The 12,125-nt window shown below is 58.5% G+C and carries 13 protein-coding genes and 1 pseudogene; 5 read left to right on the forward strand and 9 right to left on the reverse strand.

Features of this window, described 5'->3' with window-relative positions; translation table 11 throughout:
• Positions 1–50 precede the first annotated feature (50 nt).
• Together glyA and VCA57_RS07585 are read left to right on the forward strand one after the other, a co-directional pair.
• The gene (glyA, locus tag VCA57_RS07580) at positions 51–1,304 is read left to right on the forward strand and encodes a serine hydroxymethyltransferase (RefSeq protein ID WP_411184365.1); all 1,254 of its coding nucleotides are present in this window, start codon (positions 51–53) and stop codon (positions 1,302–1,304) included.
• Positions 1,305–1,442: 138 nt separating this feature from the next.
• Positions 1,443–1,814, forward strand: coding sequence for a PilZ domain-containing protein (locus VCA57_RS07585; RefSeq protein WP_411184366.1), 372 nt, complete (start codon positions 1,443–1,445; stop codon positions 1,812–1,814).
• A 45-nt stretch (positions 1,815–1,859) separates the two neighbouring features.
• On the opposite strand, the gene radA is transcribed toward VCA57_RS07585, so the two are convergent.
• The 3 genes from radA to VCA57_RS07600 all read right to left on the reverse strand — a co-directional run bounded on the left by radA (position 1,860) and on the right by VCA57_RS07600 (position 3,951).
• A complete protein-coding gene (gene radA, locus VCA57_RS07590) occupies positions 1,860–3,224 on the reverse strand; it encodes a DNA repair protein RadA (RefSeq protein WP_411184367.1) in 1,365 nt (454 codons plus the stop codon).
• 121 nt (positions 3,225–3,345) lie between these two features.
• Positions 3,346–3,624 (reverse strand): YdcH family protein, encoded by a 279-nt coding sequence (locus VCA57_RS07595; RefSeq protein ID WP_411184368.1) that lies wholly within the window; start codon positions 3,622–3,624, stop codon positions 3,346–3,348.
• Between the two features lie 84 nt (positions 3,625–3,708).
• Entirely contained in the window at positions 3,709–3,951 is a 243-nt protein-coding gene (locus tag VCA57_RS07600) for a YdcH family protein (protein WP_411184369.1), read from the reverse strand.
• A 134-nt stretch (positions 3,952–4,085) separates the two neighbouring features.
• Here VCA57_RS07600 and VCA57_RS07605 point away from each other — a divergent pair, with 134 nt between their 5' ends.
• Positions 4,086–4,832 (forward strand): EAL domain-containing protein, encoded by a 747-nt coding sequence (locus tag VCA57_RS07605; protein WP_411184370.1) that lies wholly within the window; start codon positions 4,086–4,088, stop codon positions 4,830–4,832.
• 67 nt (positions 4,833–4,899) lie between these two features.
• The gene (gene mscL, locus VCA57_RS07610; RefSeq protein ID WP_411184371.1) at positions 4,900–5,313 is read left to right on the forward strand and encodes a large-conductance mechanosensitive channel protein MscL; all 414 of its coding nucleotides are present in this window, start codon (positions 4,900–4,902) and stop codon (positions 5,311–5,313) included.
• Positions 5,314–5,368: 55 nt separating this feature from the next.
• Here the strand turns inward: mscL and VCA57_RS07615 are convergent, their stop codons facing one another.
• On the reverse strand, positions 5,369–6,145 hold the full coding sequence (locus VCA57_RS07615; protein WP_411184372.1) for a ferredoxin--NADP reductase: 777 nt from the start codon (positions 6,143–6,145) through the stop codon (positions 5,369–5,371).
• 70 nt (positions 6,146–6,215) lie between these two features.
• Between VCA57_RS07615 and VCA57_RS07620 the strand changes: the two genes are divergently transcribed.
• Positions 6,216–7,340, forward strand: coding sequence for a methyltransferase (locus VCA57_RS07620; protein ID WP_411184373.1), 1,125 nt, complete (start codon positions 6,216–6,218; stop codon positions 7,338–7,340).
• Between the two features lie 126 nt (positions 7,341–7,466).
• Here VCA57_RS07620 and VCA57_RS07625 read toward each other — a convergent pair whose 3' ends face one another.
• The 5 genes and pseudogenes from VCA57_RS07625 to VCA57_RS07645 form a co-directional block, all read right to left on the reverse strand.
• Positions 7,467–7,610 (reverse strand): DUF2474 domain-containing protein, encoded by a 144-nt coding sequence (locus VCA57_RS07625; protein ID WP_411184408.1) that lies wholly within the window; start codon positions 7,608–7,610, stop codon positions 7,467–7,469.
• A 10-nt stretch (positions 7,611–7,620) separates the two neighbouring features.
• Positions 7,621–8,628, reverse strand: coding sequence for a cytochrome d ubiquinol oxidase subunit II (cydB, locus tag VCA57_RS07630; RefSeq protein WP_411184374.1), 1,008 nt, complete (start codon positions 8,626–8,628; stop codon positions 7,621–7,623).
• 2 nt (positions 8,629–8,630) lie between these two features.
• Positions 8,631–10,070 (reverse strand): cytochrome ubiquinol oxidase subunit I, encoded by a 1,440-nt coding sequence (locus VCA57_RS07635; protein ID WP_411184375.1) that lies wholly within the window; start codon positions 10,068–10,070, stop codon positions 8,631–8,633.
• A 373-nt stretch (positions 10,071–10,443) separates the two neighbouring features.
• Positions 10,444–11,283 (reverse strand): methyl-accepting chemotaxis protein, encoded by an 840-nt coding sequence (locus tag VCA57_RS07640; RefSeq protein WP_411184409.1) that lies wholly within the window; start codon positions 11,281–11,283, stop codon positions 10,444–10,446.
• An 18-nt stretch (positions 11,284–11,301) separates the two neighbouring features.
• A pseudogene (locus VCA57_RS07645) lies at positions 11,302–12,042 on the reverse strand (HAMP domain-containing protein); the annotation flags it as partial.
• Between the last annotated feature and the right edge of the window lie 83 nt (positions 12,043–12,125).

A 12,125-nucleotide genomic window follows, 5' to 3' on the forward strand; every position in this document is an offset into this window, starting at 1 on the left:
GAATTCGCCCCCTCTTTCTACCGCCCAGCTGATTTTCTCAGGGGAATGCTATGTTCAGCCGTGATTTGACTCTTGCCCGTTATGACGCCGAATTGTTTGCCGCGATGGAGCAAGAAGCCCAGCGCCAGGAACATCACATCGAGCTGATTGCCTCGGAAAACTACACCAGCCCAGCGGTGATGGAAGCCCAAGGCTCGGTACTGACCAACAAGTACGCTGAAGGCTACCCAGGCAAGCGTTACTACGGCGGTTGCGAATACGTCGACATCGTCGAGCAGTTGGCCATCGACCGTGCCAAGGAACTGTTCGCTGCCGACTACGCCAACGTCCAGCCGCACTCCGGTAGCCAAGCCAACAGCGCCGTTTACATGGCCCTGCTGGAAGCCGGCGACACCGTACTGGGCATGAGCCTGGCCCACGGCGGCCACCTGACCCACGGAGCCAGCGTCAGCTTCTCCGGCAAGATGTACAACGCGGTGCAGTACGGCATCACTGACGCTGGCCTGATTGACTACGACGAAGTCGAGCGCCTGGCTGTTGAGCACAAGCCGAAGATGATCATTGCTGGTTTCAGCGCCTACTCGCAGGTTCTGGACTTCCCACGCTTCCGCGCCATCGCCGACAAAGTTGGCGCTTACCTGTTCGTCGACATGGCGCACGTAGCCGGCCTGGTTGCCGCTGGCGTGTACCCGAATCCGGTGCCGTTCGCTGACGTGGTCACCACCACCACCCACAAAACCCTGCGCGGTCCACGCGGCGGCCTGATCCTCGCCCGTGCCAACGAAGCGTTGGAGAAGAAACTCAACTCCGCAGTATTCCCAGGTGGCCAAGGCGGCCCGCTGGAACACGTCATCGCGGCCAAGGCCGTGTGCTTCAAAGAAGCCCTGCAGCCTGAGTTCAAAACCTACCAGCAGCAAGTGATCAAGAACGCTCAGGCCATGGCCAGCGTGTTTATCGAAAACGGCTACGACGTGGTTTCCGGCGGTACTGAAAACCACCTGTTCCTGCTCTCGCTGATCAAGCAAGACATCACCGGTAAAGACGCTGACGCCGCCCTGGGTCGCGCCTTTATCACCGTGAACAAGAACAGCGTACCGAACGATCCACGCTCGCCATTCGTCACCTCGGGCCTGCGTATCGGCACCCCAGCCGTGACCACTCGCGGCTTCAAGGAAGACGAGTGCCGCGCACTGGCTGGCTGGATCTGCGAAATCCTCGCCAACCTGGGCGATGAAGCGGTTGAAGCTCGCGTACGCGAGCAAGTCAAAGCGGTCTGCGCCAAGTTCCCGGTTTACGGCAACTGATAAGCAGCATCAGCGACTGAAAACCCGCCTTCTGGCGGGTTTTTTGTGGCCATACCGCCGGGTCGCTGCCTAGATAAAACCAAGCCATCGGCAGCAGCCTTGGCTATAGTGAATGAAACCTCGCAGGAGTTTCTTTGCATGAGCGATACAGACAATGAGCGTCGGCGCTTTCACCGCATCGCTTTCGACGCACCGACCGAGATCGTCCAAGGCGAACGGCGTTGGACAGTCGAACTGCATGACGTGTCACTGAAAGGTCTACTGATCAAACGCCCTACTGACTGGAATGGCGACCCAAACCAACCGTTCGAAGCCAACATTCAACTGGCCGACGACACTCGTGTGCGCATGGAAGTGGTACTGACCCGCACCCAGGACAACCTGCTCGGTTTCGTCTGCAGGCATATCGACCTCGACTCAATCAGCCACCTGCGTCGCCTAGTGGAACTCAACCTCGGCGATGACAGCCTGCTAGAACGTGAGCTCGCCGCACTCGGCGAAGACGAGTAAACAAAAAGGAGGCCTAGACCTCCTTTTTTCATTCCCACTGCTGCGCTACTCGAACAGCGCATCCAGCGCCTGCTCCAGGCGCGTTACCGCAATCACCTGCAAACCGGGCGGCGGATCTTTCGGCGCATTGCCTTTAGGCACGATGGCACGCTTGAAACCGTGCTTGGCCGCTTCTTTCAAGCGCTCCTGACCGCTCGGCACCGGGCGAATTTCCCCAGACAACCCCACCTCGCCGAAAACCAGCAAATCATGCGGCAGCGGCTTGTTGCGCAAGCTAGAAATCACCGCAGCCATCAGCGCCAAGTCTGAGGCGGTTTCCAGTACCTTGACCCCGCCGACCACGTTAAGGAACACGTCCTGGTCATAGGTGGGGATGCCGCCATGGCGGTGTAGTACGGCCAGGAGCATGGCCAAACGGTTCTGATCCAACCCCAAAGTTACGCGGCGCGGATTGGCCATATGACTGGTATCGACCAACGCCTGTACTTCCACCAGCATTGGCCGAGTGCCTTCCCAGGTGGCCATCACCACGCTGCCGGGCACTTCTTCCTGAGCACGGGTGAGGAAGATCGCCGAAGGGTTGGTCACCTCTTTCAGGCCCTTATCGGTCATGCCAAAAACGCCCAGCTCGTTGATCGCACCGAAGCGGTTCTTCACCGCGCGCAGCAAACGCAGGCGACCATCTGACTCGCCCTCGAAATACAGCACAGTGTCGACCATATGTTCGAGTACACGCGGCCCGGCCAACGCGCCCTCCTTGGTTACATGGCCGACCAGAAAGATCGCCGTGCCACTCTGTTTGGCAAAGCGCACCAGCAACGCCGCACTCTCGCGCACTTGGGCAACGCCGCCGGGAGCTGATTGCAGTTGCTCGGTAAAGATCGTCTGGATCGAGTCGATCACCATCACCTTGGGCTTTTCCAGGCGTGCGGTGGCGATGATGCTTTCGATGCAGGTTTCGGTCATCACCTTAAGCTTGTCTTCCGGCAAACCCAGGCGCCGAGCGCGCATGGCCACCTGCTGCTGAGACTCCTCACCAGTGACATACAACGCAGGAAAGCGCGTGGCGATATTGCACAGGGTTTGCAGCAGAATGGTCGACTTGCCAATGCCGGGGTCGCCGCCGATCAGCACCACCGAGCCATCCACCAAGCCGCCACCAAGAACCCGATCAAGCTCACCGGACGCAGTGGAAAAGCGCGGTACTTCCTCAACACTGACTTCCGCCAGGGTTTTGATCTGTACCTGCTCGCCCGCCCAACCAGCGCGCCCGCTGGGGGTTGTCGCATTGGCTTCCAGCAGGGTCTCGACCAAGGTGTTCCAGGCCCCACACTCGCCGCACTGGCCAGCCCACTTGGGAAAGGTCGAGCCGCACTCGGTGCAGCCATACATGCGCTTGGCCTTGGCCATACCGGACTCCTATAAATGCTGAGCCCGGATCATACGAAATAGCTGGATATATTTACAGCTCTAGAACTTTATAACCTGCTTTCCATACCGGACCGCCTCGCAGCAGAGCGTAAGCAGGTTCTTAGGATTTGCAGCCATTGCCGCATCCACAACACTGCCCAGCAGACCGCTTGAGTCGACGCGCCACTTCGTCTTTAAGACCGACTCGCTCTTGTTTGAGCGACAACAGCACATCATCGGCCAATAACTCACTGCCTGCCTCAATACGGCAAATGCGCTTATCCAGCGTCTCGTAACTGTCGGCTAGGCGGGCGAAGTCGGCGTCGTTGACGCGCAGCTCATGCAGCGCACCACGCAGCTCAGGGAAGTCTTTAACCAACGGGTGATGTTCAACGTGCATGCTGGCACTCCTTAGGGATAATCATTGCCTACAGACTATCCCCTGACCCGGGCTCAGCACTTGACCCGGATCAAGCCAACAAGGTTATGGCGCTTTACTCAGGAATACCGCGAGCTCGTCCTTGAGGCTGACACGCTGCATTTTCAGGCCGAGGAGAAGAATTTCATCAATGGCAACACGCCCGCTCTCCACCTCATAGATGCGCTTATCGAGTTCTTCGTACTCCTCGGCGAGGCGAGCGAAATGTCCGTCACTGGACAACAAAGCGTGCAACTGCGTAATGAACTCAGGAAACTCGCGGTGCAGCGGATGATGTTCCAAGGGCATAACGGCATCCTCATGACGGGCCTGCGTAGAGCCTAGCCCAGTCGCGACGGCTCTGCCGAATGCCTTGAAACACGAGCGCTCGGGTAACTTCTGCTATCGTTGCCCGAGCACTACGCCCATCAAGAGAACAGGTTATGAGTACAGCATCAGGATGTTCGGCTTGCCGTGACGGTAAGGGACTGAGCTTCCCCATCAGCATGGCCTTTCAGCCCATCGTCAACCTGAGTACTGGCGCTATCTTTGCCCACGAAGCATTGGTGCGCGGCACGGCAGGCGAGTCCGCAGGTAGCCTGCTGGGCCGGCTGAGCAAGGACGACCTTTACCCGTTCGACCAAGCCTGCCGAATTGCCGCACTAGAGTGGGCAGCAAAACTGCAAGTGCCGGCCATGGTCTCGATCAACTTTATGCCCAACGCGGTATATAAAGCCGAGACCTGCATCCGCGCCACGTTGGAGGCCGCACAACGGCTCAGTTTTCCACTGCAACGCATCATCTTCGAAGTCACCGAACAAGAGCAGGTGCTGGATATCGACCATGTTTCCGGCATTCTGCGGGCTTATCGCAAGCAAGGTTTTATGACCGCCATTGATGATTTTGGCGCTGGCTATGCTGGCCTTAATCTACTGGCCGACTTCCAGCCCGACCTGATCAAGCTGGACATGCAACTGATCCGCAACATCGACCAGGACAGCGTGCGGCAGATTCTGGTCGATGCCACCCTGCAAATGTGCCGCAAATTGAATATCCGGGTGATTGCCGAAGGCATCGAAAGCCTTGGTGAGCTGCGAACATTACAAGACATGGGCGTGGAGTTATTCCAAGGCTATCTACTGGCAAAACCGGCTTTCGAAGCGCTTCCCGATGTGCACCTGCCGAGCTAATAACTGGCTGGCAAGCGGCGCACGCTGAATTACACTCAGCGCAACTTCATCTACCAGGAAATGCAACATGAGCATAATCAGTGAATTCAAAGCCTTTGCCGTCAAGGGCAACGTGGTCGACATGGCTGTCGGTATCATCATCGGTGCTGCCTTTGGCAAGATCGTCTCGTCCTTCGTTGGCGATGTGGTGATGCCACCGCTAGGCGTACTGATTGGCGGCGTAGATTTCACCGACCTGGCCATCACCCTGAAAGCGGCTGAAGGTGACCTGCCCGCTGTGGTACTGGCCTATGGCAAGTTTATCCAGACCGTGCTCGACTTTCTGATCGTCGCCTTTGCCATCTTTATGGGCATCAAGGTGCTCAACAAACTCAAACGCGAAGAAGAAGCCGCCCCGGCAGCACCTGCCGCGCCGACCAAGGACCAAGAGCTGCTCAGCGAGATCCGCGACTTGCTCAAGGCCCAACAAGCCAAGGAATAACACCTGGCAAGTATTGATAAAGGCACCTTAGGGTGCTTTTTTACCTGAGTAACCGCTACCAGTAATTCTCCACAGCCACCTGCCCCGGCCGCCGCGTCAGGCTGAGCTGCAAGTCGCGCTGCTTGAGCAGCGTGCGCGTGTCATCAATCATCTGTGGGTTACCGCAGATCATCAGCCGCGAATGCAGCGGATCAAGATCAACCCCGGCCGCGCGCTCCAACTCACCACTGTCCAGCAATGTGGTGATGCGCCCATGCAGGCAGCCAGGCACCTGCTCACGGGTCACCAGCGGCAGATAGACAAACTGCTCGGCGTACTCCTGCAAATGCTCTTGCTGCATCAACCCCTCAATCAACGGCTGATAAGCCAGCTCGCTGGCCGTACGCGCGCTGTACACCAGCAGCACCCGCTGAAAACTCTGCCAAACCTCCAGCCCCTGCAGAATTGACAGGAAAGGCGCCAAACCCGTACCGCTTGCCAGTAGCCAGAGATCACGGCCATCAGCAAAACGCTCAAGGGTGAGAAAGCCCATGGCCTGCTTTTCCACCAACAGGCTGTCGCCGACCTGCAGCCGGCTCAGCTCAGAGGTGAACTCACCGCCCGGCACAACGATAGAGAAGAACTCAAGGAACTCATCATGAGGCGCTGAGGCCATCGAATAGGCGCGCCACACCTGTGTGCCGTCGGCCTTCTGCACGCCCAGGCGAGCAAACTGCCCGGCGCGAAAACGAAATCCTGGATCGCGACTACAGCGCAGGCTGAACAGGCTGGGCGACCAGGCGTGAACGCTGGTGAGGGTTTGCTGGGTGAACTTGTCTTCGCTGACAGTCATACTGGCTCCCACTGTGGTGACTTCTGCCCAGTGTCCCGCAAACCGCCTCGAACAAACACCAGCAGCCTATATGCCTATATTCGTTACGCCATTTGCCCAACTCGACCTGATTCGCCAACCCGACCAGCCACACGAACCGCTGCAAGCGTTCGATGCAGCAGACGAATACCTGCTCAACCATCTGCACCAGCAAGGGCTGGCGAATAGCGCTCGGGTATTGGTATTGAATGACAGCTTCGGCGCGCTAGCGGCCAGCCTGGCTGGCCATGCGCAGGTCAGCAGCAGTGGCGACTCGCACCTCGGCCACCTGGGCTTGCAGGTCAACCTGCAACGCAACCTGCTACCAACAGAGGCCGTGGAGTTTGTCCCGGCCAGCGCGAGCGCGCAGGGGCCATTTGATCGGGTGCTAATCCGCGTACCCAAGACGTTGGCGTTGCTGGAGGAGCAACTGATTCGCCTGCACGGCCAGCTCGCCCCGGGCGCACAGGTGATTGCCGCGGCCATGGTCAAGCACCTGCCGCGCGCTGCTGGTGATCTGCTGGAGAAATATATTGGCCCGGTACAGGCCTCGCTGGCGGTGAAAAAAGCTCGACTGTTAATCACAACACCTGAATCAAAACCAGCGCCGGTATCGCCCTACCCCACGCGCTACCGCCTGGACAAACCGGCCATTGAATTGTGCAACCACGCTAACCTGTTCTGCCGTGAAGATTTGGATATCGGCACCCGGGCCTTTCTCCCACACCTACCCAAACACCTGAGCCGCGTACGCGTAGCCGACCTCGGTTGCGGCAACGGCGTACTTGGCATCGCCTATGCCCTGGGCAGCCCACTGGCTGAACTGAGCTTGGTGGATGAGTCGTATATGGCCGTACAATCGGCACAAACGAACTGGCGCACCGCGCTCGGCGAGCGCCCGGTAGAGATTCGCGCCGGCGACGGTCTGGCCGAACAGGCAGAGGATTCGCTGGACCTGGTGTTATGCAACCCGCCCTTCCACCAGCAGCAGGTGGTGGGCGACTTCCTCGCCTGGCGCATGTTCCAGCAAGCTCGCGCCGCCTTAGTAACCGGTGGCGAGCTGTGGATAGTCGGCAACCGCCACCTGGGCTACCACGCCAAGCTAAAGCGGCTGTTCCGTGGCGTCGAACAAGTGGCGGCCACACCGAAGTTTGTGGTGCTCAAGGCGATCAAATAAGCATCGCCGTAGGATCGGTTGAGCGCAGCGATACCCATCAGCCGAATAGGCTGGGATACATTGGTGGGTTACGCCGCTGCGCGCCTAACCCACCCTACAAAAGCACCTAGCTACGCGACACAGCCTTTACGGCGTGCCCATTCCCGCTGCGTGCATAAACAGGCGCAGCAGATAGGACACCGCCCCGAGGGCCAGCACGCTACCGGCCCAGATCGCCACCAGCCAACCGAGGCGTTGCCACAACGGCTTTTTCTCGTCGATCTCGCTCATCTTGCAGTTCTCAGTGGTAGCCATCTTCTTCCGTCACCTTGCCGCGGAACACGTAGTAGCTCCAGGCCGTGTACATCAGGATGAAGGGGATGATGAACAGCGCGCCGACCAGGATAAAGCCCTGACTTTGCGGCGGTGCGGAAGCGTCCCAGATGCTGATCGACGGCGGGATGATATTTGGCCACAGGCTGATACCCAGACCGCTGTAGCCGAGGAAGATCAGCGTCAGCGTCAACAGGAACGGCGCATAGTTGGCGTTACGCGCGACGGCGCGCAGCAGCGCCCAGGTGCACAGCAGCACCAGCAGCGGCACCGGCATAAACCAGAAGATATTCGGCAGGCTGAACCAGCGCTGGGCAATGTCGGCGTGCGCCAGCGGCGTCCACAAACTGACGATGCCAGTCACGCCAAGCAGCACGAAGACCAACGGCTTTGCCAGATCGTGCATGTGCTGCTGCAGCCGGCCTTCAGTTTTCATGATCAGCCAGGTGCAGCCGAGCAATGCGTAGGCGGCAATCAGCGCCAAGCCACAGAACAACGAGAACGGCGTGAACCAGTCCAGTGCGCCGCCGACATACACCCGATTAACCACCTCGAAGCCATCGATATAAGCCCCCAACGCCACCCCCTGAAAGAAGGTCGCCGTCAGCGAGCCACCGATAAACGCCTTGTCCCAGATGTGCCGCTTGGCCGCCTTGGCCTTGAAGCGAAACTCAAATGCCACGCCCCGGAAGATCAGCCCCAGCAGCATAAAGATCAGCGGCAGGTACAACGCGCTGAGCACCACCGAGTAGGCCAGCGGAAAGGCACCGAACAGCGCCGCACCGCCAAGCACCAGCCAGGTTTCGTTGCCGTCCCAAACCGGGGCCACAGTGTTCATCATCACATCGCGCTCACCTTCACTTTTAATGAAAGGAAAGAGAATGCCGATGCCCAGGTCGAAACCGTCCATGACCACATACATCATCACCCCGAAGGCGATGATCACCGCCCATATCAGTGGGAGATCAATACCCATGTTCAATTCCTCCCTGCCGGCAGATCAGTCTCGCCGTCATCAAGATTTTCGTCGGCCGCTGACAAGGGCCGCGATGGTGTACGTTGCTGGCCGGGGCCACCATCGGCAACTTCCTTGCCTTCATCGGTAACCGGACCTTTGCGCACCAGACGCATCATGTAGCCAATACCCACGCCGAACAGGGCGAAGTACACCACTACGAACAGGATCAGCGTCAGGCTCATCTGCGCAAAGCTGTGCCCCGATGACGCATCGGCGGTGCGCATTAGGCCGTAAACAACCCAGGGCTGACGACCGATCTCGGTGGTATACCAACCCGCAAGAATCGCGATGATCCCCGATGGCCCCATCCACACAGCCATATGCAGGAACGGCCGAGTCTGGAACAGCTTGCCGCGCATACGCAGCCACAGCCCCCAGAGGCCGGTGAGAATCATCAGCATGCCGAGGCCAACCATGACGCGGAAGGTCCAAAACACCACAGTCGAGTTTGGCCGATCTTCCTTGGCAAACTCCTTCAGCGCCGGCACTTGCTTGTCCAGGCTGTGGGTCAAAATCAGGCTGCCGAGTGCCGGAATCTCGATCTTGAAGCGGGTTTCCTCGCGCTGCATATCCGGCCAGCCGAACAAAATCAGCGGGGTCGGCTCGTCACCGTGGTTTTCCCAATGACCTTCAATCGCGGCGATCTTCGCCGGCTGATACTTGAGGGTGTTCAGGCCATGGAAGTCGCCGATCACGGCCTGAATCGGTGCCACGATCAGCGCCATCCATAAGGCCATCGAGAGCATCTTGCGAATCGCTGGGTTATCGCGACCGCGCAGCAAGTGCCAAGCGGCCGAGGCACCGACGAAGAACGCGGTAGCAAGGAACGCTGCGGTTGCCATGTGCAACAGGCGATAGGGGAACGATGGGTTGAACACCACCGCAAACCAGTCCACCGGGATCACCCGACCATCGATAATCTCGAAGCCCTGTGGGGTGTGCATCCAGCTGTTGGAGGCCAGAATCCAGAAGGTCGAGATCAACGTGCCGACGGCGACCATGACCGTCGAAAAGAAGTGCAGGCCCGGGCCGACGCGGTTCCAGCCGAACAGCATCACGCCGAGAAAGCCTGCCTCAAGGAAGAATGCAGTAAGCACTTCATAGGTCAGCAGCGGCCCCGTGACCGCTCCGGCAAAGTCAGAGAAGGCGCTCCAGTTAGTGCCGAACTGATAGGCCATAACCAGGCCGGAGACCACACCCATGCCGAAATTAACCGCAAATATCTTCGCCCAGAAGTGGTACAGATCGCGGTACACCTCCTGTCCGGTTTTCAGCCACAGGCCTTCAAGCACCGCCAGATAACTGGCCAGACCGATAGTGATGGCCGGAAAGATGATGTGAAAGGAGATAGTGAAACCGAACTGGATTCTGGCTAGATCAAGAGCCTCCAATCCAAACATGGCGTTTCCTCAGTCAGGTGGTACGGGGCACGGCCACGGGCGCACATGCCAGCCTCAAGCAGTTATTCAAGAACGTTATTGTTCTGGTCAGACAATCACCAGGCAGGAAAGAGCCATCACAGCCCAAACCCCAAGGTATTGATGCAGATCAAGAGGTGAGTAAAGAGTAGCGCTTTAGCCAGAAAGCTCTGCTGTGGTTGATTGTCACGTGAGCTGGCCTGACACGCGTGGCAGGGGCTGAGCAGGCGCAACTAGAGGGCCGCACCTAGAGGGCAGCCGCTATTGGTGAGTCAAGAAGAGGGATAACTCGCACGCTGGATAACAGCTGCAACGGGCTTCAGCGAGCCCATTGCGACTTGCCACGGCTACTCGATCAGAGTTTGAACCGCGCAACAATGCCATCCAGCAACTGCGCATTGTCCTTGGCCGAGCGGCCACTGCTAAGGGTTTGGTGAGCCTGCTGCAGGCTCTGCTGGGCAACCTGAGACACACTATGCACGCGCTGATTGATCTCTTCGGTAACGCTCGCTTGCTCACGCGCTGCTTCGGCAATGTGCAGGCTCATGGCCGACACAGACTCAACGGACGCGCGAATACTCTGCAAGCTTCTACCTGCATCCTGCGACTTGTGCACGCCCTGCTCGGCATGCGCACGGCCACTTTCCATCACGGCAACCGCATCACGCGCAGCCTTTTGCAGGCGCTCAATCATGCTGTGAATTTCTTCGGTGGAGCGCTGCGTACGGTTAGCTAAGGTGCGCACTTCATCGGCAACAACCGCAAAACCACGCCCCTGCTCACCTGCACGGGCCGCCTCAATCGCCGCATTGAGCGCCAGTAAGTTGGTCTGATCGGCAATGGTACGAATCACCTCAAGCACCCCGCCGATTTCCTGGGTATTGCCTTCTAGCGCCTGAATCACACCGGCGGCGCGGCCGACTTCATCAGCCAGTTGCTGAACATCGCTAATGGTGGCATTGACGATCTCCAGGGCAGCCACCGACTGTTTATTTGCATCACGCGTTTGCTCGGCGCTGGCCTGCGCGTTTTGTGCCACGTTTTGCACGGTCGACGACATTTGGTTGACCGCTGCGGCCACCTGCTCAACTTCCGCCTGCAAGCTCTCGGCATTGCGCTCGGACAGCTGCGCATCACGCACCAACGAGTCAGATGCGCCATTGAGGCTATGCGCAACCTGGGTGACGGTGCTCATTTGCTCAGCCAAGCTGGCCACAAAGCCATTGAAGGCATCCACCACGGAGCCGAGTTCATCATCACGGTCTTTTCTCAAGCGCCGGCCAAGATCACCGCCGCCAGAGCCCAGATCCAGCAACGAACGCTGCAGGCGACGCAGAGGAGGTAGCGCCCGCACATAAATCAGCCCCATGCTGCTCAACACCACCACGATCACCAGCCCCCAGGCAATCAGGCTACTGGTCAGCAGACTGGTACGCGTGTCCTCGGCTGAGTTTTCAATATCCTGATAGCGCTTCTGCAACGGCGCAAAAAGCAGCCCGAATGACTCGATAACCTGAGCCGAACGGCCATCAAAGTCTTCCATCACCTTGTCGCCACCCGCCTTACCGGCATCCCGATAGGCATCAACCATTTGCGCGCCAACCTGGTTCAGCCGCTCAATCGCAGGGCGCAGTGCCGATATTTGCGTGGCGAACTCTGGTGCTTCGCGCTGCAACTCATCAAGCAGCTGCAACGCTTGCTGGTAGTGACTCTTGGCCTCAGCCGCAGGCTCTGCATCCAGCGTCAAGCTGGCATCGGTGTAGAACTGTTGAATCTGTGCCGTGCTGTAACGCAGCTCAGAGGCGCGAAAAATCGCACTGCCGTAGGTTTTGAGCTCATGCCCCAGCTCATCCAGGTCGTTGATCTGCCCATATACAATCACGCTCAACAACAGAGCCAAGCTGCTTAAGGCGGCTGTACTCAAGCCAATCAAACGGGCAAGCGATAACTTCATGAAAACCTCATCCAGGGGCAGAGAACGCTAAACGGGATATTAAACTCGCAATACTGTTGCTGTTATCGGCCTTTGCTGGTCGC

Source organism: Pseudomonas sp. (assembly GCF_046581935.1).
Taxonomy (GTDB): domain Bacteria; phylum Pseudomonadota; class Gammaproteobacteria; order Pseudomonadales; family Pseudomonadaceae; genus Aquipseudomonas.